This window comes from Microbacterium sp. Soil_C_42 (assembly GCF_057656735.1).
This window is the reverse complement of the sequence record NZ_JBDGJU010000034.1, coordinates 1-21,641: the sequence shown is the minus strand read 5'-3', so window position 1 is coordinate 21,641 and position 21,641 is coordinate 1. Positions and strand designations below refer to the sequence as shown.

Genomic DNA, 21,641 nt, shown 5'->3' with positions numbered 1-21,641 from the left:
GATCATGCCACTTCGCGCGTGACGAGCCGTCCACCGGCGGCACGCACGGCCGCGGCCACGTCGACGGCGAGCCGCTCGGCGTCGACGTCATCGAGATCGTGCACCGTGAGGCGGAGACGGCGAGACGGCCCGCTCTCACCGAGGACGAAGTCGTCGCCGGCGCGCGCCAGCCAGCCACGGCGCATGAGCTGCTCCGACACGGCGCGGGCGGGCACGGGCAGGGGGATCCACAGATTCAGCCCGTCACCCGCGTCCGCCGGCACGCCCGCTGTCGTGAGCCGCTCGACGAACGCGGCGTTGCGCGCCGCGTAGTGCGCACCCGCGCGCTCGATCGCGGCCATGGTCGCGGCATCCGTCACCAATGCGAGCGTGAGCCGCTGCAGGAGGTGACTCACCCACGTCGTGCCGGGGGTCAGGCGCGTCGCGAGTCGTTCGGCGGTCTCGGGGTCGGACGCCGTCACCGCCAGGCACATGTCGGGCCCGAGGAACTTCGACACCGACCGCACGAGCGCCCACCGGCGGTGGCCGGCCGCGATGAGCGAATGGAACGGCTGCCGCGAGAGGAGCGAGAAGTGGTCGTCCTCGATCACGAGCACGTACGGGTGGTCGCGCAGCACGGTGCGCAGCTCTTCTGCGCGGCGCGCGGACAGACTGGCGCCCGTCGGGTTCTGGGCGCGCGGAGTGTGCACCACCGCCCGCACACCCTGCTCGAGCGCCGCACGCAGTCCGGCGACCGTCATGCCCTCGTCGTCGACGGGCACGGGGACGGGGCGGTAGCCGCCGATCCGAACGGTGTGGATGCTGGTGAGGAAGCACGGATCCTCGAGGGCGACGGCGTCGTCCCGTGTGAGCGCCTGCGCGAGCAGCCGCTCGACGGCATCGGCGGCGCCGCTGGTGATCGTGAGGCGCAGGTCTTCGGCGGGTGCGAGATCGTCGCGCATCCAGTCGAGCGCCCAGCCCTCCAGACCGGGATCGATGACCGGTTCGCCGTAGAGGACCGGCCGCCCCGCCATCGCCGCGAGCGCGCCGGAGAGGTCGGGGATCAGCTCGGGATCGGGATTGCCGGTGCCGACGTCGCGCAGCACGCTCCCCGCGGCGAAGCCCTCCTGGGCGACGGGGGAGAGGTCGGCCACACGCGTGCCGCCGCGACCTCGCGTGACGATCACGCCCGCCTGGGTGAGCTGACGATACGCGGCGACCACGGTGTTGCGGTTCACCCCGAGCTCGTCGGCGAGCGCGCGCACGGGCGGCAGGAGGTCGCCCGGATGCAGATCGCCCCGTTCGATGCGCGCCCGCAGGCTGTCGGCGATCTCGGAGGCGGATCGCCCGCTGATGTCGAGATCCATGCCCGCCCTTCCGTCGACGTCCCGCCCCGCCCCGCCGAGTTTACGGCCCAGCCCATGCTATCTTTTGGCCTAGGCCAATACCCGCATTGTCCTCACCCACTGCGCGTCCCGCGCTCCGATCGAAGGGAGACCTCGTGACCACTGCCGACACGGGAACCGACCGCGTCAAGCGCGGCCTCGCCGAGATGCTCAAGGGCGGCGTCATCATGGACGTCGTCACCCCCGACCAGGCGAAGATCGCCGAGGACGCCGGCGCCGTCGCCGTCATGGCCCTCGAGCGCGTGCCCGCCGACATCCGTGCGCAGGGCGGCGTCTCGCGCATGAGCGACCCCGACATGATCGACGGCATCATCGAGGCCGTGTCGATCCCGGTCATGGCGAAGGCGCGCATCGGCCACTTCGTCGAGGCCCAGGTGCTGCAGGAGCTCGGTGTCGACTACATCGACGAGTCCGAGGTGCTCTCGCCCGCCGACTACGTGAACCACATCGACAAGTGGAACTTCACCGTGCCGTTCGTCTGCGGCGCCACCAACCTCGGCGAGGCGCTCCGCCGCATCAACGAGGGCGCCGCCATGATCCGCTCGAAGGGCGAGGCGGGCACCGGAGATGTGTCGGAGGCCACCAAGCACATCCGCAAGATCACGAGCGAGATCAACGTGCTGCGCTCGATGACCAAGGACGAGCTGTACGTCGCGGCGAAGGAGCTGCAGGCCCCGTACGACCTCGTCGCCGAGATCGCCGAGACCGGCAAGCTCCCGGTCGTGCTCTTCGTCGCGGGTGGCGTCGCCACTCCCGCAGACGCCGCGATGATGATGCAGATGGGCGCCGACGGCGTGTTCGTCGGCTCGGGCATCTTCAAGTCGGGCAACCCCGCACAGCGTGCCGCCGCCATCGTCAAGGCGACCACGTTCTACGACGACCCCCAGGTGATCGCAGACGTGTCGCGCGGCCTCGGCGAGGCGATGGTCGGCATCAACGTCGCCGACCTCCCCGCGCCGCACCGGCTCGCCGAGCGCGGCTGGTGACGACGCCCCGCGTCGGCGTCCTCGCACTCCAAGGCGACGTCCGTGAGCACGTGCGCGTGCTCACGGACCTGGGCGCCGATGTGACGAAGGTCCGCCGCCCCGAGGAACTCGCCGCGGTGGACGGGCTCGTGCTCCCGGGCGGCGAGTCGAGTGTCATCGACAAGCTCTCGCGCGCCTTCGGCATGCGCGAGCCCGTGCGGGCGGCGATCGCCGCGGGCATGCCGGTGTACGGCACGTGCGCCGGCCTCATCCTCCTCGCCGACCGCATCACCGACGGCATCGAGGGCCAGCAGACGTTCGGCGGCCTCGACGTGACGGTGCGCCGCAACGCCTTCGGCAGCCAGGTCGACTCCTTCGAGGTGGACCTGGACATCCCGGCGCTGGGCGACCCGGCGGTCCATGCGGTGTTCATCCGCGCGCCCCTCGTCGAACAGGCGGGCGACGGTGTGGAACGCCTCGCCGCACTCGACGACGGCCGCGTCGTCGCGGTGCGGCAGGGCTCGATCCTCGGAACCTCGTTCCACCCCGAGGTGACGGGGGAGCACCGCTTCCACGCGCTCCTGCTCGACATGGTCCGCGAGCGGGCCCGGTGACGGGGCGGGAACGACGCGTCGGGGTAGATTCGGAATCATGACGATCAACGACTGGTGGCGCGAGCACCCGGAGGAGCGCTACTGGATGATCGCCCCGTCGCGCGGCATCGTCGGCGATGCGCTCTCGGCCCCGAAGGCCGCGGACGATCGCCGGTTCGAGTGGTCCCACGAGCTCGTCGGCTTCACCGAGCCCGGCGACACCCTGTTCGTCTGGGACCGCACCCTGCCGGTGCCCGGCATCGCCGCATGGGGCCGCGTGCTCGGCCCGCTGGGGGAGGAGACCCGCGATCGCCGCGGCGACGACCTGCCCCACTGGCGCATGCCCATCAGCGACACCCTGCGTCTCGCCTCGCCGATCACCCTGCCGAGCCTGCGACGCGTCGGCAGCGAGATCGTCACGGTGCGCGACAGGGTGGAGGGCCTCACCGAAGGCCCCGTGTACTTCCCCTTCATCGGCTCGGCCGAGACGCTCGCCCCCGCTCCCGCGTACCTCACGAAGGTCCCGCGCGACCTCGTCGCGCTGCTGTCATCGCGGTTCGGCTTCGAGTTCGCGCTGTAGAGCGGGGATAAACTAGTCCGTCGGGCGAGGCGTTCACACGTCCGCACCCGACGAGCGTGAATTCAGGAGGACCATGTCCGGGCATTCCAAGTGGGCCACGACCAAGCACAAGAAGGCGGTCATCGACAGCCGCCGTGCCAAGTCGTGGGCGAAGCTCATCAAGAACATCGAGGTCGCCGCCAAGCTCGGCGGACCCGACCTGCAGGGCAACCCGACCCTGTTCGACGCCGTGCTCAAGGCGAAGAAGACGTCGGTCCCGAAGGACAACATCGATCGCGCCATCAAGCGCGGCGCCGGCATCGGCGGCGAGTCCGTCGAATACTCGTCGATCATGTACGAGGGATACGGCCCCAACGGCGTCGCCCTGATGATCGAGTGCCTGACCGACAACAAGAACCGCGCCGCGGCCGAGGTGCGCACCGCACTCACCCGCAACGGCGGCACGCTGGCCGACCCCGGCAGCGTCGCGTACAACTTCACCCGCAAGGGCGTCATCGTCGTGGGCGGCGAGGGCACCAGCGAGGACGACGTCATGCTCGCCGTGCTCGAGGCCGGTGCCGAAGAGGTCGAGCCGCACGCGCAGGGCTTCGAGGTCATCACCGAGGCCACCGACCTCGTGACCGTCCGCTCCGCGCTGCAGGACGCCGGCATCGAGTACGAATCGGCGGACGTCGAGTTCGTGCCGAACCTCAAGGTCGAGGTCGACGCCGACACCGCACGCAAGGTCTTCCGCCTCATCGACGCCCTCGAAGACAGCGACGACGTCCAGAACGTCTACAGCAACTTCGACCTCACCGCCGAGGTGCAGGCCGAGCTCGAGAACGACGAGGACTGAGGAATGCGGCGGATGCTGCGGCCAGCGCGCCTGGCCGCAGCATCCGCCTTCCTCGCCTAGCGTGAAGAAGTGGCATCCTCCCGCGGTCGACTGCGCGTGCTCGGAATCGATCCGGGTCTGACGCGCTGCGGCGTCGGCGTGGTCGACGTCGCTCCCGACCGATCCGCCGTGCTGGTCCATGTGGGGGTCGTCCGGTCCGATCCGGGCGCTGCGATCGAGGAGCGGCTCGCGGTCATCGCGCGAGGCCTGCGCGCTGTCGTGGACGCGCACGAGCCCGATGTCGTCGCGGTGGAGCGGGTCTTCGCCCAGCACAACCGTGCGACCGTGATGGGGACCGCCCAGGCCAGCGGCATCGCGCTGCTCGTCGCCGGAGAGCGGGGCATCGCCGCCGCCACGCACACCCCCTCCGAGGTGAAGGCCGCGATCACGGGGTACGGCAACGCCGACAAGCGCCAGGTCCAGACCATGGTGGCGCGCGTCCTGCGGCTGGAGGAGCTCCCCAAGCCCGCCGACGCGGCGGACGCCCTCGCGCTCGCCCTCTGCCACGCCTGGCGCGGCGCGCCGGCGCAGGCGGCGGCATCCGGTCCGCTCACCCCCGCGCAGCGCGCCTGGGCGGACGCGGAGCGCCTCGCCCGCCGGTGATCCCGCACGCCGCCGTGCGTGTCGCTCGAACAAACGTCCGAACCGCCCCGTAGGCTCGACGCATGATCTCCTCAGTCCGCGGCACCGCCGTGCACGTCGATGTGGACGCGGTCGTCGTCGAGGTCGGGGGAGTCGGCCTCCACGTCGCCGTGACCCCGCAGGTCGCGCGCTCCACGCACCTGGGCGACACCGTCACCCTCCACACGACGCTCATCGTCCGCGAAGACGCGCTCTCGCTGTTCGGCTTCGAGACGCGCGAAGAGCTCGTCGTGTTCGGTCAGCTGCTCGGCGTCACCGGGGTGGGGCCGAAGTCCGCGCTGGGGGTGCTCGCGACGCTCACGGTCCCGCAGATCGCCGACGCGGTCTCCGCCGACGACGACGCCCCGTTCCGTCGGGTCTCGGGCATCGGCCCGAAGACGGCGAAGCTCATCGTGGTGCAACTGGCCGGAAAGATCGCAGTGAGCCGTCCCTCCGGTTCCGGAGGGGCGGATGCCGCGGGCCCGACCGCGATTCCGGCACAGGTCGTGCAGGCCCTGGTCGGCCTCGGCTGGTCCGAGCGCGTGGCCGTCGAAGCCGTCGAGAACGTCGCCGCCGACGCACCCGAGCCCGACCGCTCGTCGGTGCCGGCACTGCTGCGCCGCACGCTCGCGGCGCTCGGCCCCGCCCGGAAGGAGACGGTGAGTGGCTGACGTGCGCGAAGCCGAGGAGCCCGTCGACGAGTCGGAGCTCGCGATCGAGGGCGCGCTGCGCCCGGCGTCGCTGGCCGAGTTCGTCGGGCAGCAGAAGGTGCGCGGTCAGATGCAGCTGCTGCTGGATGCGGCCCGCATCCAGCAGCGGCCCGCCGATCACATCCTGCTCTCCGGCCCGCCCGGGCTCGGCAAGACCACGCTCGCGATGATCGTCGCGTACGAGAGCGGGCGCCCGCTGCGGCTGTCCAGCGGCCCCGCGATCCAGCACGCCGGCGATCTCGCCGCGCTGCTGTCGAGCCTCACGCCCGGCGAGGTCCTCTTCATCGATGAGGTGCACCGGATGGCGCGCTCTGCGGAAGAGATGCTGTACCTGGCGATGGAGGACTTCCGCATCGACATCATGGTGGGCAAGGGCGCGGGCGCGACGAGCATCCCGCTGGACCTGTCGCCGTTCACCCTCGTCGGCGCGACGACGAGGTCGGGCCTGCTGCCCAACCCCCTGCGCGACCGCTTCGGGTTCACCGCCCATCTCGAGTACTACGAGCCCGAGGAGCTCGAGCGGGTCATCGAGCGTTCCGCCGTCATGCTCGGGGTCTCGCTTCCGCCCGCCGCCCGCGCCGAGATCGCACGCCGCTCGCGGGGAACGCCCCGCATCGCGAACCGCCTGCTGCGCCGCGTGCGCGACTACCTCGTCGTCCACGGCCGCACCGGCGCGGACATCGCTGCGGTCGACGCCGCACTCGACCTCTACGACGTGGACCGGATCGGGCTCGATCGACTCGACCGCGCGGTTCTCGACATGCTCGTCAGGAGATTCAGGGGCGGACCCGTCGGCCTCAACACGCTCGCGGTCGCGGTCGGTGAGGAGCCCGACACGATCGAATCGGTCGTCGAGCCGTATCTCGTGCGGATCGGCTTCATGGGGCGCACCCCGCGCGGGCGCATCGCCATGCCCGAGGCCTACGCCCACCTGGGGGTGCCGCTGGCCGACTCGGTGCTCGGATTCGATGACCTATAATCGCTGGAGGTTTACACCCCATCCCTCCCTGCAAGGCAGCGCCGCCCTGGCGCCTGCCTGACCCGAAAGGTGCTTCCAGCTCCATGGACTTCGCTTCCTTCCTGAGCAATTACGGCCTCATCATCCTGCTGGTCGTGCTCCTCGTCTTCATGTTCTGGAGCTCCCGCCGTCGTATGCAGAAGCAGAAGGCGGAACAGGAGCAGAAGGCCCGCCAGACGGTGCCCGGCTCCGAAGTGCTGCTGCAGGGCGGCCTCTACGGCACGATCGTGTCGTACGACGCCGACAACCTCGACCAGCCCGCGATCGTCGAGCTCGCGCCCGGTGTCGAGATCAAGGTGCACAGCCAGGCGATCCTTCGGGTCGTGAACCCCGGCGAGCACGCGGTCACGGAGGACGAGTACCTCGCCGCCGAGGAGAGCCACGCCGAGTACGCCGAGGGCGTCGCCAACGGCGACATCACCTCGATCAGCGACGACCAGAGCTCGGCCGCCGGCAAGGAGAAGACCGACCCCGACGCCGAGACCGGCACCAAGTCGCAGGGCTGACGCCCCTCCGTTCGCCCGTTCGGGCTCTCAAGAAAGCAAAGACGTGGCGACTTCCACCCCCGTCCGGCATGCATGGCGCGCGCTGACCGGACTCCTCGCGATCACCGCGCTCCTGTTCGGCATCAACGCGCTCGGCGTGTACGTGTTCGAGGAGAGCTCGTGGACCCCCGCGCTCGCGCTCGACCTCCAGGGCGGCACGCAGATCGTCCTCGAGGCGCAGACCGAGGACGGCGCCGCTCCGTCCGACGAGCAGATGCAGCAGGCGGTCACGATCATCCGCCAGCGCGTCGACGCCTCGGGCGTCGGCGAGGCCGATGTCACCACTCAGGGCGGCAACCAGATCGTGGTGCAGATCCCCGGTCAGGCCGACGAGGAGACCCGCAACCGCATCGAGGCATCGGCGCAGCTCCAGCTGCGCGCCGTGCTGTACGCGGGCGCGCCGGCGAACACCTTCGTCGGCGAGGACGGGAACGAGACGCCGTACCCGACGCCCGACCCGTCGCTGCAGGCGACGCCGACCACCTCGCCGACGAACGGCAGCGACCTGGCGTGGATCACGCCCGCCCTCCAGGCGGAGTTCCAGGCGTACGACTGCGCCGATCCCGCGAACGATCCCGCGAACGCGCCGGCCGACGAGCCGCTCATCACGTGCGACGCCGACGGCACGGTCAAGTACATCCTCGGCCCGGTCGAGCTCGACGGGTCGTCGATCGACGACGCGACCTTCGGCGTGCAGCAGAACAACGGCCTGTGGGCGGTCAACCTCTCGTTCGACGGTGAGGGCACGCAGACCTTCGGCGAGATCAGCCAGCGCCTCTACGGTGCACAGGCCCCGCTGAACCAGTTCGCGTTCGTGCTCGACGGATACGTCCTGTCGGCTCCGTCGATGAACGGCGTGATCCTCGACGGCAAGCCGAGCATCACGGGCAGCTTCACGCAGGAGACCGCGAAGGTGCTCGCCGACCAGCTGAAGTACGGCGCGCTGCCGCTCAGCTTCACGGTGGAGAGCTCGAACTCGATCTCCGCGACGCTCGGCTCGCAGCAGCTGCAGATCGGCCTCATCGCAGGTCTGATCGGTCTGCTGCTCGTGGCGATCTACTCGCTCATCGTCTATCGCGCGCTGGGCTTCATCATCATCGCCTCCCTCGCCGTGATGGCGGTGCTGACCTATGTCACGCTGTGCATCCTCGCGTGGCGCATGGGCTTCCGCCTCTCGCTCGCCGGCGTCGCGGGCCTGATCGTGACGATCGGCTTCACGGCCGACTCGTTCATCGTCTACTTCGAACGCATCCGAGACGAGCTGCGCGACGGCAAGTCGATCACCGGTGCCGTCGAGGACGGCTGGGGCCGCGCCAAGCGCACGATCTACATCTCGAAGTCGATCAACATCCTGGCCGCCGTGGTGCTGTACATCCTCGCGGACTCCACGGTGAAGGGCTTCGCGTTCACGCTCGGTCTCACGACCGCGATCGACGTGCTGATCTTCATCCTGTTCACGCACCCGGTGCTGCAGCTGCTGGCCCGCACGCGGTTCTTCGGGTCGGGGCATCCGCTGTCCGGACTCGACCCGACCGCGCTGGGCGCCGTCTATCGTGGTCGCGCGCAGTTCCGCGATCCGGTGCTGGCCACCGGCGCCGCGGGTCGCCGCAGCGCCAAGTCGCGCGGTGAAGCCGCACGTCGCCAGACCATCGCGGAGCGCAAGCAGGCCGAGCTGGCCGCCGCCGACAGCGCGAAACCGGGCACGAACGTCAAGGAGGGAGACGACTGATGCGCTCCATGAGCCAGTTCGGCAACGACCTCTACACCGGCAAGACGTCGTTCCCCTTCGTCGGCCGCCGCCGCCTGTGGTTCCTCATCGCGGCGATCCTGGTCCTCGGCTCGGCCCTCGTGCCGCTGCTGCGCCCCATCCAGTTCTCGATCGAGTTCACGGGCGGATCGCAGTTCACGGTCAGCGGCGTCGCCGCGCCGATCGACCAGTCGCTCGCCACCGACGCCGTCCACTCGGTCGTCCCGGACGCGACCACCAAGGTCGTCACGATCGGCGACGACGCGGTGCGCGTCCAGACCGACCAGGTGACGGATGCCGAGAGCCGCGAGATCTCTGCGGCCCTGGCCGAGACGTACGACGTGCCCGAGAGCGAAGTCAGCTACGCCTTCATCGGCCCCAGCTGGGGCGCGGACGTGACGCGGCAGTCGCTGTGGGGACTCGCGATCTTCCTGGCGCTGACAGCGATCATCCTGGCGCTGTACTTCCGGACGTGGAAGATGTCGCTCTCGGCGATCATCGGTCTCGTGGACGTGCTCATCATCACGATCGGCGTCTACGCGCTGTTCGGCTTCGAGATCTCGCCCGCCGCCGTGATCGGCTTCCTGACGATCCTCTCGTATGCGCTGTACGACACCACGGTCGTCTTCGACAAGATCAGGGAGAACACGAGCGAGGACGGCGAGGTGTCCGGGCGCACGTTCGGCGAGTCGGTGAACCTCGCGGTGAACCAGACCCTGGTGCGCTCGATCAACACGACCGTCGTGGCGATCCTTCCGACCGGCGCGATCCTGTTCATCGGCGTCATCTGGGCGGGTGCGCAGACGCTCACCGACCTGTCGCTGTCGATCTTCGTCGGAACGATCGTGGCCGCCTACTCGACGATCTTCGTCGCGGCGCCGCTGTACTCGCTCCTGCGCGAGAACGAGCCGGCCATCAAGGCACGCGACGCGCGCGTGGTGGCGGCCCGCGAGCTGGCGGGCGCCCCGGTCTGAGGGTCCGCCGCGCGGGCGTAGGATTGTGAGGTCCAGCGGAGGGGAGGGGATCGAGTGACCGAGACCGTCCCCCCCGCCCAGTCCTCGTCGCTGCGGCGCCTCGTGCCCCGGATCTTCTCGAGGTCAGCGCGCCGCGACGACGTCGAGCAGCTCCTTCGGACGGTGCGCACGCACCATCCGAAGGGCGATCTGTCGATCGTGGAGCGCGCATACTCGGTCGCCGACACCGCACACACCGGTCAGCTGCGCCAGAGCGGCGAGCCGTACATCACGCACCCGCTCGCGGTCGCGCAGATCCTGGCGGACCTGGGGCTCGGACCGCGGGCGATCGCGGCCGCGCTCCTGCACGACACCGTCGAGGACACCGACTACTCGCTCGAGATGCTCACGAGCGAGTTCGGCGACGAGGTCGCCATGCTCGTGGACGGCGTGACCAAGCTCGACAAGGTCAAGTACGGCGAGAGCGCGCAGGCCGAGACGGTCCGCAAGATGATCGTCGCGATGTCGCGCGACATCCGGGTGCTGCTGATCAAGCTCGCCGACCGCCTGCACAATGCGCGCACGTGGGGATTCGTCCCGCCCGAGAAGTCGCGCAAGAAGGCGACCGAGACGCTCGAGATCTACGCGCCGCTCGCGCACCGGCTCGGCATCCAGGCGATCAAGTCCGAACTCGAGGACCTGTCGTTCGCCGTCCTGCATCCGAAGCTGTACGCCGAGATCGACAGCCTCGTGAAGCAGCGCACGCCTCAGCGCGAGCAGTACGTGCAGAACGTCATCGACGCGGTCGACAGCGATCTGCGGGAGCTCCGCATCCGCGGCCGCGTCATGGGGCGCCCCAAGCAGCTGTACTCCGTCTACCAGAAGATGGTCGTCCGCGGCCGCGAGTTCGATGACATCTACGACCTCATCGGCATCCGCGTGCTGGTGGGGAGCGTCCGCGACTGCTACGCCGTCCTCGGCGCGATCCACGCCCGATGGACCCCGCTTCCCGGGCGCTTCAAGGACTACATCGCGACCCCGAAGTTCAACCTCTACCAGTCGCTGCACACGACCGTGATCGGCCCCGGAGGCCGCACCGTCGAGATCCAGATCCGCACGCATGAGATGCACCAGCAGGCGGAGTACGGCGTCGCCGCCCACTGGAAGTACAAAGAGCAGATGAACGGCGGCAAGTCGGACTACAAGTCCGACGACACCGACATGGCGTGGCTCGCCCATATCTCCGACTGGCAGGCCGAGACGGCCGATCCGGGCGAGTTCCTCGATTCTCTCCGCTTCGAGATCGGCGCCAAAGAGGTCTACGTCTTCACGCCGAAGGGCCGCGTGATCGGCCTCCCGGCTGGTGCGACACCCGTCGACTTCGCGTACGCGGTGCACACCGAGGTCGGCCACCGCACGATGGGCGCGAAGGTGAACGGGCGCCTGGTGCCCCTCGAGTCGGAGCTCAAGAGCGGCGACGTCGTCGAGGTGTTCACGTCGAAGAACCCCGACGCCGGTCCCAGCCAGGACTGGCTGGGTTTCGTCCGCAGCACCCGCGCGCGCAACAAGATCCGCGGCTGGTTCACGAAGGAGCGCCGCGAAGAGGCGATCGAGCAGGGCAAGGAGTCGATCGCCCGGGCGATGCGCCGGCAGAACCTGCCGTTGCAGCGCCTGATGAGCCAGGACTCGTTCACCGAGGTCGCGCACCAGCTGCGCTACGAAGACGTGTCGGCGCTGTACGCCGCGGTCGGCGAGGGGCACGTCTCGACCCAGTCGGTCATCGAGAAGGTGACCTCCCTCGTCGCCGCCAACGACACCACCACGGGTCCGATCGACCTGCCGGTCGTCGGGAGGGCCCGCGCGCCCCGCAACGGCGACTCCGGAATCCTGGTGCGCGGCGCGCCCGACATCCTCGTCAAGCTCGCGAAGTGCTGCACGCCGGTGCCCGGCGATCAGATCGTGGGGTTCGTCACACGCGGCAGCGGCGTCTCGGTGCACCGCGCCGACTGCACCAACGTCAAGTCGCTCATGGAGGACCCGGAGCGGCTCATCGAGGTCGAGTGGGCCCCCACGACCAAGAGCATCTTCCTGGTGCAGATCCAGGTCGAGGCGCTCGACCGATCGGGGCTTCTGAGCGACGTCACGCGCGTGCTCAGCGAGCACCACGTCAACATCCTCTCAGCGACGGTCTCGACCTCCAACGACCGGCTGGCTCTCAGCCGCTTCGTGTTCGAGATGGGCGACATCGTCCACCTCGACCGCGTGCTCAACGCCGTGCGGCGCATCGACGCCGTCTACGACGTGTACCGCGTCACGTCGTCCTGACGCTCCACGAGCGCCCGGAGGCACGCGAGCGCCGCACGCTTGTGGGGGAGCGCACCCGCCTCCAGCCGCGCGATCGCCTGGTACGCGGCATCCGCGTCGATGTCTGCGAGAAGGCGCGCGGCCTCGGTGTGCTGCTCGTCGCCCACGCGTGCGAGATCGGCGAGGGTGCGCTCCGGCGTCGTGACGAGCACGCCGCCGACCAGCTGGAGATCCTCACCAGGGACCTGGAGATCGCGGTAGACCACACGGCGGTCCGGTCGCACGTGGAGGCGGCGCGGCACCCCGCGCTGCACAGTGTGGCGCGACGGAGGCAGCGGCAGTCCACCGTGCACCCAGGCCGCCGACAGGTGGGTGGCCGCGAGAGTGTCGCCGAGGGTCCCGGCGAGCGAGCCCGCGCGCAGCGCCGCCGTCTCGACGGCGTCGGCGGGGATGTACGCGTCGCCGAGCGCCACGAGGTCGCCGTCGAGGCAGGCAGCCGTCAGCTCGGCGCGCGAGAGCCGCTCATCGGCGAAGTAGAGGAAGGGCGATCGCACGCAGGCAGTCTGCCGCACCGCGCATGAGCCGTGGATGCCGCAGCCGGCCGACTGTGGAGAACCCGGCCGCCGCGCACGCGACGACCGGGTTCTCCTCGGCTCAGGCGGGGCTGATCAGCCGCCGAGTGCCTTCAGCCACGTGCGGCGTGCCTCGAGCGCATCGGTCGCATTCGCGATCGCCTTCTTGTCGCCCGACTTCTTCGCGGCCTCGAGCTCGTCCTCGAGCTTCTGGATCGCGTCGGTGAGCTGGCGCGTCATGTCGTTGGCGCGGGCCTTCTGCTCAGGGTCGTTGCGCTTCCAGTCGGCGTCCTCGCGGGTGCGCAGCGCGTTCTCGACGCGACGCAGCTCGTCGTCGAGCGAACGCTCGGTGTCGCGCGGGAAGATCCGGCCGATCTCGTCCCAGCGGCGCTGGATCCCGGTGAGGATCGAGCGGGCCTTCGCGATGTCGCGCTCATCGCCGACCGCCTTCGCCTCTTCGAGCAGAGCGCGCTTGAGGTCGATCTTCTCGCGGGAGGCTTCGGCGTCCGCCGCCTCGCGCTCGATCCGCGCGCCGTAGAGCGCGTCGCCGGCCGCCTTGAAGCGGGCCCACAGCGCGTCGTCGACCTTCTTGCCGGCGCGACCGGCGGTCTTCCACTGGTCGAGCAGCTCACGGTAGGCCGGGATGCCGTCCTCGCCCTTGGGGGCGAGGGCCTCCGCCTTCTCGACGAGACGCGTCTTGCGGTCCCGGACACCCTTGTGCGCCTCGTCCAGCTCGGCGTAGAAGGCCCGGCGGTGCTTGTCGACGGTGGCGCGCGCGTCGCGGAATCGCTTCCAGAGCTGCTGCGCCGTCGACTTCGGCAGGCGCGGACCGTTCTGCTGCTGCGACTGCCACTGGTCGAAGAGGGAGTTGAGCTCGGCCGTCGCCTGCTTCCACTGCACGGTGCGCGGGTCGCGGGCGGCCAGGGCCTCGGCCTTCTCGACCAGTTCGGTGCGTGCCTTGACCGCGTCGTCGACGGCTTCGCGCGCTGCGACCGCCTCGGTCGCGGATTCCGCCGCGAGGGTCTCGGTGAGCGCGGCGACGCGGGCGACGAGGCTCGCGAGGTCGCCGACGGCGGCGGCTCCCTCGAGCTTGCCGTTGATCGTGCGCGCGGTGGATCGCAGGTCGGAGGCGGAGGCCCCACCGCGGCGGTGGCGCACCTCCAGGAGCGTCACCTCGTTCGCGAGGTCGGTGTACTTGCGCTCGAAGTAGGCGAGCGCCTCTTCGGCCGACCCGTCGGGATACTGCCCGACGACCCGCCAGCCGTCGGCCTCGCGCACCGAGACGGTGCCGTCGTCGTCGACGCGGCCCCACGGCTCGTCGGCGGAGGGCGCAGCCTCGACGACGACGTCCGCGACCTCGACGGCCACGACCTCGCCGTCTTCGACGACTTCGGCGACGTCGATCACCTCGACGGCCACCACCTCGCCGTCTTCGACGACTTCGGCGACCTCGATCACCTCGACGGCCACCACTTCGCCGTCTTCGACGACCTCCACCACGTCGACCTCGACGACCTCGACCTCGACGTCCGCCGGAGCGGAATCGTCGGCCGCGGTCTCGTCCGACGGCTGCTCGGTCTCTGCGGCGTCGCCGGCCGGAGCGTCGTCGGCGGGTTCGGATTCCTCAGGCGTCGCGGCATCCGCGTCCGCCGTGACATCCGTCGCGGCGGCGGCGTCGTCATCGACGGCCGGTGTCTGGTTATCGCCGGCCCCCGCGGTCTCGGGGGCGTCGGTCTCGGGCTGGAAGTCTGCTGCGGCAGTCACGGGTTGCACCTCATCGCGGCTCGCGCCGTCTGTAGGGAGTAGGACGGCTCACAGCCTAGTACGGCGGATGCCCCGCCTGAGGTGCGGTTGCGGCGCGATCCGAGATGTCAGGGCGTGGGTGTGGGCGTCGCGCTCGGTTCCGGCGTCGTGGTCGCCGACGGGGTCGGCTCCGGCGTCGTCGCGGTCGGGGTCGGCGTCGACGAGGGCGATGGTGCAGGAGCACCGGGTCCGGCCACGAAGTACAGCGTCTGCGCGCCGATCAGTCCGAGCACGAGCACGCCGCCGACGATGCCGGCGATCAGATTGTCGCGCGTGCGACGGCGCGCCTGCTCGTCGTGGAACTGACGTCGCGCCTCGTACAGCCGCGTGCGCTCCCGCGCAGCCCGTGCGTCACGGTCCTTGCCACCGGTCGCCACGTGACCTCCTTGTTCCGTTCGTGTCGGGCGCACGCGCCTCGTGCCGGGCAGCGCCCGAGCGGCTTGATCCTACGGGCCCGTACCGCGGCGGCCAAACCGCGGCGGATCCCGTGTCATGAGCGCGGGATAGCCTGGTGAGGTGAACAGTCCGACGGCGCTCTTCCAGGGGCTGACGCCTCTCGCGGTGCGCATGCGCCCGACCTCGCTGGAAGAGGTCGCGGGGCAGTCGCATCTGCTGCGGGCGGGGTCTCCGCTGGTGACCCTCGCGAATCCGGATGCCGCGGCCCGTGCAGCGACGTCGGTCATCCTGTGGGGCCCCCCGGGCACGGGGAAGACGACGCTGGCCCAGGCGATCGCCCGTTCCTCGGGGCGCCGGTTCGTGGAGCTCTCGGCGGTGACCGCCGGCGTGCGCGACGTACGCGAGGTCATGCAGGAGGCCCTGACGCAGCGCGATCTGTACGGCCAGTCCACGATCCTGTTCCTCGACGAGATCCACCGCTTCACCAAGGCTCAGCAGGACGCGCTCCTGCCGGGCGTCGAGAACGGCTGGGTGGTGCTCATCGCAGCGACCACCGAGAACCCGTCGTTCTCCGTGATCTCGCCCCTGCTGTCACGGTCGCTGCTGCTGACGCTCAAGCCGCTCACCGATGAAGACCTCGGCATGCTCCTGGATCGCGCGGTGGCCGATGCCCGCGGACTGTCCGGCGCGGTCGTGCTGGGCGACGAGGCGCGCGCCGCGCTCGTGCGGCTCGCCTCCGGCGACGCGCGGCGGGCGCTCACGGCGCTCGAGGCCGCAGCATCCCTCGCCGTTCCCGATGAGGACGACGATGAGGACGAGCCCGCCACTCCCGAGATCTCGGCCGACGACGTCGCGCAGGCGGTCGACCGCGCACTGCTGCGCTACGACCGTCAGGGCGACGAGCACTACGACGTCATCAGCGCGTTCATCAAGTCGATCCGCGGATCGGATGTGGATGCCGCGATCCACTACCTCGCCCGCATGATCGAGGCGGGGGAGGACCCGCGGTTCATCGCCCGGCGCCTCATCATCTCGGCCGCGGAGGACATCGGGCTCGCCGACCCCCAGGCGCTGCCGATCGCCGTCGCCGCCGCCGACGCCGTGCAGTTCATCGGCATGCCCGAAGGCCGCATCCCGCTCGCCGAGGCGACGGCCTACCTCGCGACCACCGCGAAGTCGAACGCCGCCTACCTCGCCATCGACGCGGCGATCGCCGACGTGCGCTCGGGCGGCTTCGGCCGCGTGCCGATCCACCTGCGCGACGCTCATTACCCGGGGGCGAAGCGCCTCGGTCACGGCAAGGGCTACGTGTATCCGCACGATGCCGAGATCGGCATCGCGCCGCAGCAGTACCTGCCCGACGAACTGCGGGGCCGGCGATACTACGAGCCGAAGGCGCTCGGCGCCGAGCGCGACGTCCAGGCACGTCTCGAGAAGATCCGTCGCATTCTCGACGGCGGCTGAGCGTCCCGTCCGGCCCGGATATCCCTCAGGGGTAGATGAATATCCCTCAGAGGGATATTGTGAGGGCATCGATCGAAGGGGGCGCCGTGCAGTTCGTCATCCTCGGCCTGCTTCTGAGCGGCCCTCTGTCGCTCTACGACCTCCAGAAACGGTTCGCAGCCGGCATCTCGCTCTTCTACAGCGCCAGCTCCGGCAGCATCCAGCGTGCGCTCCAGCACCTCGTCGCTGACGGCGCTGTCGTCGTCGCGGATGCCGACGACAGCCGGCGCGGCCGCAGAGTCCACGCGATCACCGACCACGGGAGGCAGCGGTGGCGCGCGTTCATGCTCGCCCCCATCGCAGACGGAACGGATGCCGAGACCGTCGTGCTCGCGAAGGTCTTCCTGCTGGGACGCCTCGAGGCGCCCGAGGATCGCTCCGCCGTGGTCCGCGGCATCCGTGCGCACATCGACAGCTCCACCGGGACCCTCCGGGCGCTCGCGGACGACGTCGACGCGCGCGCCGCCGGGCTCGATGAGGACGCGCGCCGGATCTACACGTTCCAGCGCGCGACGCTCGACTACGGCCTGCGCTCGCACGCCCTGCTGCGCCAGTGGATCGACGAAGTAGGAGGGCAGGCGTGAGCGGGAGACAGCCGCCCCGTGCGCGCGGACTGTTCGGCGCGGCGACGGCCGTCGCCCTCGTCGTCGCGGTGCTCTTCGCCACCGTCGGCGACGGGGTCGAGGTCGCCGAGGCGACGGGACTGCGCGCCGCGGTGATCGACGGCGGGCACACGCTGGTGTGGGTGCTGCTGACGGTCGCGTTCGCGATCGCGACCGTGCGCGCCAGGTGGAGCCGGCTGTCGAACGCGATCGCCATCGCCGCCGGAATCACCTACGCGCTGTTCCTCGTGGCGGTGTTCGTGTGGAGGTAGCCGCCATCGCTCCCGCCCCCGTCGCCGCCCTCGTCGCATGTCTCGCGCTCGGGGCGCTCGCGGTGCTTCAGATCTGCGTCGCGGCCGGGGCTCCGTGGGGCAGGCTCGTCTGGGGCGGGGCGCATCGCGTGCTGCCGCGCGGTCTGCGCATCGCCAGCGCGGCATCCGTCCTCCTCTACGCCGGCTTCGCCGCGGTGCTCCTCAGCCGGGCCGGGATCCTGCCGGGCGGCGACAGCATCGCCGTGCGCATCCTGACGTGGGTGCTCTTCGCCTACTTCACCGTCGGAATCCTCCTGAACGCCCTCTCCCGGAGCCGCGCCGAGCGCCTCACGATGACGCCTGTCTGCATCGTGCTCGCCGCGTCGACGCTGGTCATCGCCCTCTCATGAAAGCCCGACAGCTCGTCTGGTAGGCTTGACCGGCTCGGAACGCAGTTTTCGGGCATCCCCTTTCTTCCTGACCTACCTTCCGGCATGCCCCGGCGTGCAGTCCGGACAGGGCGAAGACAGGGCGATACGTCCGCGGGCCGTGAAAGACACGGCCGCGTCATCGAAAGGAACACTTCGTGGCAACGAAGTCCCAGGACCGCCGCAAGGTCCGTCTCTCCCGCGCCCTCGGCGTCGCGCTGACCCCCAAGGCAGCCAAGTACCTCGAGAAGCGCCCCTACGCGCCGGGTGAGCACGGCCGCACCAAGCGCAAGCAGGACAGCGACTACGCCGTCCGCCTCCGCGAGAAGCAGCGTCTGCGCGAGCAGTACGGCATCCGCGAGAAGCAGCTGCGCATCCAGTTCAACGAGGCCCGTCGCACCCAGGGCCTGACGGGTGAGAACCTCGTCGAGCAGCTCGAGATGCGTCTCGACGCGCTCGTGCTGCGCGCCGGCTTCGCCCGCACCACCGCGCAGGCGCGCCAGCTCGTCGTGCACCGCCACATCCTCGTGGACGGCCAGCTCGTCGACCGCCCGTCGTTCCGCGTGAAGCCGGGTCAGCTCATCCACGTCAAGGCCAAGAGCGAGGGCATCGAGCCCTTCCAGGTTGCAGCGCTCGGCGGTCACGCCGAGGTCCTGCCGCCCGTTCCGGGCTACCTCGAGGTCGAGCTCGACAAGCTCCAGGCCCGTCTCGTGCGTCGCCCCAAGCGCGCCGAGGTTCCCGTGGTCTGCGACGTCCAGCTCGTCGTCGAGTACTACGCAGCTCGATAATTCTGCGAACACGCGAAGGGCGTCGGGGAGACCCGACGCCCTTCATCGTTTCCGCATACGATGGAGGGATGCCGCGCCCCGGCGGCCCGCGAGGAAGTGGTGACATGAAGAACCTCCTGTGGTTCCTGCTCGGCATCGCCGGCGGTTTCGTTCTCGCCCACCTGGTCAACAAGGACCCGCGCGGCCACGAGATCCTCGCCGACGTCGACGCCCGCATCACGGAGTTCACCGACCGCATGGGCGACGCGTACCGCGAACAGGAGGCCCGCTTCGCCGGCCTCGTCGACGACGTGAGGGATGCCGCCGCCGACGCCGCGTCCAGCGCGCGGGCCGCAGCGTCCGACGCCGTCGGGAACGTCGCCGACGCCGTCGACGACGCGGCCCGCAAGATCGCCGACTGAGACGCCCCGGCGGCGGCGCGCCGCCGGCATGCTCGCCCCCGCCACACTCTCCGAACACGCACGCATTCGCACGCACACGCAAGGACCCGCATGAAGACCGCCGAGATCGCACAGCGCTTCCTCGATTACTTCGAGAAGAACGGCCACACCATCGTCCCCTCGGCATCGCTGGTGACCGACGACCCGGCGCTGCTGTTCACCGTTGCGGGCATGGTGCCGTTCATCCCCTATCTGTCGGGCGACGTGCCCGCGCCGTACCCGCGCGCGGCCGACAACCAGAAGTGCATCCGCACCAACGACATCGAAGAGGTCGGCAAGACCCCGCGTCACGGCACGTTCTTCCAGATGCTGGGCAACTGGTCGTTCGGCGACTACTTCAAGGAAGGCGCGATCCGCTACGCGTGGGATCTGCTGACCGCGCCCGAGGCCGACGGCGGGCTCGGCTTCGACCAGAAGGACCTGTGGGTCACCGTCTACGAAGAGGACGACGAGGCCCACGACCTCTGGCTGAAGCTCACCGACCTGCCCGAGGAGCGCATCCAGCGCCTCGGCAAGGACACGAACTACTGGAGCACCGGACTGCCGGGACCCGCGGGCCCCTGCTCGGAGATCTTCTTCGACCGCGGTCCCGAGTACGGCATCGACGGAGGCCCCGCGACCGACGACGACCGCTACGTCGAGATCTGGAACCTCGTGTTCATGCAGTACGAGATCACGAACGTGCGCTCGAAGTACGACTTCGACATCGTCGGCGAGCTGCCGAACAAGAACATCGACACCGGCATGGGCCTGGAGCGCATCGCGTTCATCAAGCAGGGCGTCGACAACATGTACGAGACCGACCAGGTGCGTCCGGTGCTCGACAAGGCCGTCGAACTGTCGGGCCGCACGTACGGCGCGAACCACGACGACGACGTGCGCTTCCGCGTGGTCGCCGACCACGTCCGTTCGTCGCTCATGCTCATGTCGGACGGCGTCACGCCCTCGAACGACGGCCGCGGCTACATCCTGCGCCGTCTCATGCGCCGTGTGATCCGCTCGATGCGCCTGCTCGGCGTCGACGGACCGACGTTCGAGGTCCTGTTCACCGCATCACGCGACGCCATGAAGGCCGCCTATCCGGTGGTCGAGACCGATTGGGCCCGCATCTCGCAATACGCCCTCGCTGAAGAGGCGACGTTCCTTCGCACCCTCGCGGCGGGGGAGTCGATCCTCGACGAGTCGCTCTCCGAGACGAAGGCCTCCGGCGGCACGACCCTCACCGGCGCCGAGGCGTTCCTGCTGCACGACACGTACGGCTTCCCGATCGACCTGACGCTCGAGATCGCCGAAGAAGCGGGCCTCAGAGTCGACCGCGCGGCGTTCGACGGCCTCATGCAGGAGCAGCGCGCTCGCGCCAAGGCCGACGCGCGGGCGCGCAAGCGCCAGCTGGCCGACACGAGCGTGTACCGCGACCTGCGGGCGCAGGGCGAGACCGTCTTCACCGGCTACACCGACCTCGAAGCCCAGTCGCAGGTGCTCGGCATCCTCGTCGACGGTGTGTCGGTCGACCGGGCGAGCGTCGGCCAGATCGCCGAGGTGATCCTCGCCGAGACAGCGCTGTACGCCGAGTCGGGCGGCCAGGTCGCCGACAAGGGCGTCATCGTCGGACCGGGCTACGAGCTCGAGGTGCTCGACGTGCAGAAGCCGGTTCCGGGACTCATCAGCCACACCGTCGAGGTGTCGACGGGAGAGGTCGGCGTCGGTCAGGCGGCGACGACGGTGGTGGATGCTGCGAACCGCCGCGCCGCCCGTCAGGCGCACTCCGCGACGCACCTGGTGCACGCCGCGCTCCGCGACACGCTGGGCAAGACCGCGACACAGGCCGGATCGCTCAACCGCGCCGGCTATATGCGCTTCGACTTCTCGTGGGGCCAGTCGCTGTCGGACGAGACCAAGACCGAGATCGAGGAGATCGCCAACAACGCGGTGCGCGACAACCTCGAGGTGACCACGCGCGTCCTGCCGCTCGACGAGGCGCGCTCGCTCGGCGCGATGGCGCTCTTCGGCGAGAAGTACGGCGACACCGTGCGCATGGTCGACATCGGCGGCCCGTGGTCGCGCGAGCTCTGCGCCGGCACGCATGTGTCGACGAGCGCCGAGATCGGGCTCATCAACCTCGTCGGCGAATCGTCGGTGGGCGCGTCGAACCGGCGCGTCGAGGCGCTGGTCGGTCTGGACGCCTTCCGCTCCCTCGCGGCCGAGCGCGCCCTTGTGTCGCAGCTCACGACCTCGCTCAAGGCACCGCGCGAGCAGCTGCCCGCGCGCATCGCCGAGCTGCAGGCCAGCCTCAAGGCCGCCGAGAAGAAGATCGCGGCCTTCGAAGCCAAGGCGCTCGGCGACCGGCTCCCGGCCCTCGCCGCCGCGGCGACCCGGGTGGGCGACACCGTCGTGGTGGCCGAGTCGCTCGGCAACGCCGCATCCGCCGACGACGTGCGCTCGCTGGCGCTGCAGGTGCGCGAGCGCCTCGGCTCCGAGGCCGCGGTGGTCGCGCTCGGCGCGGTCGTGAACGGGCGCCCCGTCGTGATCGTCGCCACCAACGACGCGGCGCGCGCAGCGGGCG

At 70.2% G+C, this 21,641-nt stretch carries 22 protein-coding genes; 18 read left to right on the top strand and 4 right to left on the bottom strand.

Going from position 1 to position 21,641, the window contains the following annotated elements; all coding sequences use genetic code 11:
- Positions 1-2: 2 nt before the first annotated feature.
- A complete protein-coding gene (locus AC3A46_RS16060; protein ID WP_487666099.1) occupies positions 3-1,346 on the bottom strand; it encodes an aminotransferase class I/II-fold pyridoxal phosphate-dependent enzyme in 1,344 nt (447 codons plus the stop codon).
- 134 nt (positions 1,347-1,480) lie between these two features.
- Here AC3A46_RS16060 and pdxS point away from each other — a divergent pair, with 134 nt between their 5' ends.
- The 11 genes from pdxS to AC3A46_RS16005 all read left to right on the top strand — a co-directional run bounded on the left by pdxS (position 1,481) and on the right by AC3A46_RS16005 (position 12,316).
- Complete coding sequence (pdxS, locus tag AC3A46_RS16055) at positions 1,481-2,371, top strand: pyridoxal 5'-phosphate synthase lyase subunit PdxS (RefSeq protein WP_310246602.1); 891 nt, start codon at positions 1,481-1,483, stop codon at positions 2,369-2,371.
- Complete coding sequence (gene pdxT, locus AC3A46_RS16050; RefSeq protein WP_487666098.1) at positions 2,368-2,964, top strand: pyridoxal 5'-phosphate synthase glutaminase subunit PdxT; 597 nt, start codon at positions 2,368-2,370, stop codon at positions 2,962-2,964. The genes pdxS and pdxT overlap by 4 nt, the downstream gene beginning before the upstream one ends.
- Positions 2,965-3,001: 37 nt before the next feature.
- Entirely contained in the window at positions 3,002-3,523 is a 522-nt protein-coding gene (locus AC3A46_RS16045; protein ID WP_311294154.1) for a hypothetical protein, read from the top strand.
- A gap of 73 nt (positions 3,524-3,596) precedes the next feature.
- Positions 3,597-4,358, top strand: a complete 762-nt coding sequence (locus AC3A46_RS16040) for a YebC/PmpR family DNA-binding transcriptional regulator (protein ID WP_045302545.1) — start codon at positions 3,597-3,599, stop codon at positions 4,356-4,358.
- A 69-nt stretch (positions 4,359-4,427) separates the two neighbouring features.
- Positions 4,428-5,000, top strand: a complete 573-nt coding sequence (ruvC, locus tag AC3A46_RS16035; RefSeq protein ID WP_487666097.1) for a crossover junction endodeoxyribonuclease RuvC — start codon at positions 4,428-4,430, stop codon at positions 4,998-5,000.
- A 62-nt stretch (positions 5,001-5,062) separates the two neighbouring features.
- Positions 5,063-5,689: a Holliday junction branch migration protein RuvA gene (ruvA, locus tag AC3A46_RS16030; RefSeq protein ID WP_487666096.1), complete on the top strand. Its 627-nt coding sequence runs from the start codon at positions 5,063-5,065 to the stop codon at positions 5,687-5,689.
- The gene (gene ruvB / locus AC3A46_RS16025; protein WP_487666095.1) at positions 5,682-6,707 is read left to right on the top strand and encodes a Holliday junction branch migration DNA helicase RuvB; all 1,026 of its coding nucleotides are present in this window, start codon (positions 5,682-5,684) and stop codon (positions 6,705-6,707) included. The genes ruvA and ruvB overlap by 8 nt, the downstream gene beginning before the upstream one ends.
- Positions 6,708-6,790: 83 nt before the next feature.
- Positions 6,791-7,252, top strand: coding sequence for a preprotein translocase subunit YajC (locus tag AC3A46_RS16020; RefSeq protein WP_487666094.1), 462 nt, complete (start codon positions 6,791-6,793; stop codon positions 7,250-7,252).
- Positions 7,253-7,295: 43 nt separating this feature from the next.
- Positions 7,296-9,020, top strand: a complete 1,725-nt coding sequence (gene secD, locus AC3A46_RS16015; RefSeq protein ID WP_487666093.1) for a protein translocase subunit SecD — start codon at positions 7,296-7,298, stop codon at positions 9,018-9,020.
- The gene (secF, locus tag AC3A46_RS16010; protein WP_487666092.1) at positions 9,020-10,012 is read left to right on the top strand and encodes a protein translocase subunit SecF; all 993 of its coding nucleotides are present in this window, start codon (positions 9,020-9,022) and stop codon (positions 10,010-10,012) included. The genes secD and secF overlap by 1 nt, the downstream gene beginning before the upstream one ends.
- A 54-nt stretch (positions 10,013-10,066) precedes the next feature.
- A complete protein-coding gene (locus AC3A46_RS16005; protein WP_487666091.1) occupies positions 10,067-12,316 on the top strand; it encodes a RelA/SpoT family protein in 2,250 nt (749 codons plus the stop codon).
- On the opposite strand, the gene AC3A46_RS16000 is transcribed toward AC3A46_RS16005, so the two are convergent.
- From AC3A46_RS16000 to AC3A46_RS15990, 3 genes are all read right to left on the bottom strand, one after another.
- Positions 12,286-12,849 carry a type IV toxin-antitoxin system AbiEi family antitoxin gene (locus AC3A46_RS16000; protein WP_487666090.1) on the bottom strand — a complete coding sequence of 188 codons (564 nt, stop codon included), beginning with the start codon at positions 12,847-12,849 and terminating at the stop codon, positions 12,286-12,288. The two genes, AC3A46_RS16005 and AC3A46_RS16000, sit on opposite strands and share 31 nt — an antisense overlap.
- A 114-nt stretch (positions 12,850-12,963) precedes the next feature.
- Positions 12,964-14,235 (bottom strand): DUF349 domain-containing protein, encoded by a 1,272-nt coding sequence (locus tag AC3A46_RS15995; protein WP_487666115.1) that lies wholly within the window; start codon positions 14,233-14,235, stop codon positions 12,964-12,966.
- A gap of 503 nt (positions 14,236-14,738) precedes the next feature.
- Entirely contained in the window at positions 14,739-15,047 is a 309-nt protein-coding gene (locus tag AC3A46_RS15990) for a dioxygenase (RefSeq protein WP_487666089.1), read from the bottom strand.
- A 190-nt stretch (positions 15,048-15,237) separates the two neighbouring features.
- Here AC3A46_RS15990 and AC3A46_RS15985 point away from each other — a divergent pair, with 190 nt between their 5' ends.
- The 7 genes from AC3A46_RS15985 to alaS all read left to right on the top strand — a co-directional run.
- Positions 15,238-16,530 (top strand): replication-associated recombination protein A, encoded by a 1,293-nt coding sequence (locus AC3A46_RS15985; RefSeq protein WP_487666114.1) that lies wholly within the window; start codon positions 15,238-15,240, stop codon positions 16,528-16,530.
- A gap of 86 nt (positions 16,531-16,616) precedes the next feature.
- Complete coding sequence (locus tag AC3A46_RS15980) at positions 16,617-17,153, top strand: helix-turn-helix transcriptional regulator (RefSeq protein WP_487666088.1); 537 nt, start codon at positions 16,617-16,619, stop codon at positions 17,151-17,153.
- Positions 17,150-17,443, top strand: a complete 294-nt coding sequence (locus tag AC3A46_RS15975; RefSeq protein WP_487666087.1) for a hypothetical protein — start codon at positions 17,150-17,152, stop codon at positions 17,441-17,443. Before AC3A46_RS15980 ends, AC3A46_RS15975 begins: the two co-directional genes overlap by 4 nt.
- Positions 17,434-17,832, top strand: a complete 399-nt coding sequence (locus AC3A46_RS15970) for a hypothetical protein (protein ID WP_487666086.1) — start codon at positions 17,434-17,436, stop codon at positions 17,830-17,832. Before AC3A46_RS15975 ends, AC3A46_RS15970 begins: the two co-directional genes overlap by 10 nt.
- Before the next feature lie 176 nt (positions 17,833-18,008).
- Positions 18,009-18,638: a 30S ribosomal protein S4 gene (gene rpsD / locus AC3A46_RS15965; RefSeq protein ID WP_018170803.1), complete on the top strand. Its 630-nt coding sequence runs from the start codon at positions 18,009-18,011 to the stop codon at positions 18,636-18,638.
- Between the two features lie 104 nt (positions 18,639-18,742).
- Positions 18,743-19,039, top strand: coding sequence for an ATPase (locus AC3A46_RS15960; protein WP_310290802.1), 297 nt, complete (start codon positions 18,743-18,745; stop codon positions 19,037-19,039).
- A 90-nt stretch (positions 19,040-19,129) separates the two neighbouring features.
- A partial coding sequence (alaS, locus tag AC3A46_RS15955) for an alanine--tRNA ligase (protein ID WP_487666085.1) occupies positions 19,130-21,641 on the top strand: 2,512 nt, incomplete at its 3' end.

Excerpts from the sequence above, each read along its gene's own strand:
- AC3A46_RS15960 (WP_310290802.1), top strand. The coding sequence starts at position 18,743 with ATGAAGAACCTCCTGTGGTTCCTGCTCGGCATCGCCGGCGGTTTCGTT.
- AC3A46_RS16040 (WP_045302545.1), top strand. The coding sequence starts at position 3,597 with ATGTCCGGGCATTCCAAGTGGGCCACGACCAAGCACAAGAAGGCGGTC.
- AC3A46_RS16020 (WP_487666094.1), top strand. The coding sequence starts at position 6,791 with ATGGACTTCGCTTCCTTCCTGAGCAATTACGGCCTCATCATCCTGCTG.
- secF (WP_487666092.1), top strand. The coding sequence starts at position 9,020 with ATGCGCTCCATGAGCCAGTTCGGCAACGACCTCTACACCGGCAAGACG.
- ruvA (WP_487666096.1), top strand. The coding sequence starts at position 5,063 with ATGATCTCCTCAGTCCGCGGCACCGCCGTGCACGTCGATGTGGACGCG.
- AC3A46_RS15985 (WP_487666114.1), top strand. The coding sequence starts at position 15,238 with ATGCGCCCGACCTCGCTGGAAGAGGTCGCGGGGCAGTCGCATCTGCTG.
- AC3A46_RS16060 (WP_487666099.1), bottom strand. The coding sequence starts at position 1,346 with ATGGATCTCGACATCAGCGGGCGATCCGCCTCCGAGATCGCCGACAGC.
- AC3A46_RS16045 (WP_311294154.1), top strand. The coding sequence starts at position 3,002 with ATGACGATCAACGACTGGTGGCGCGAGCACCCGGAGGAGCGCTACTGG.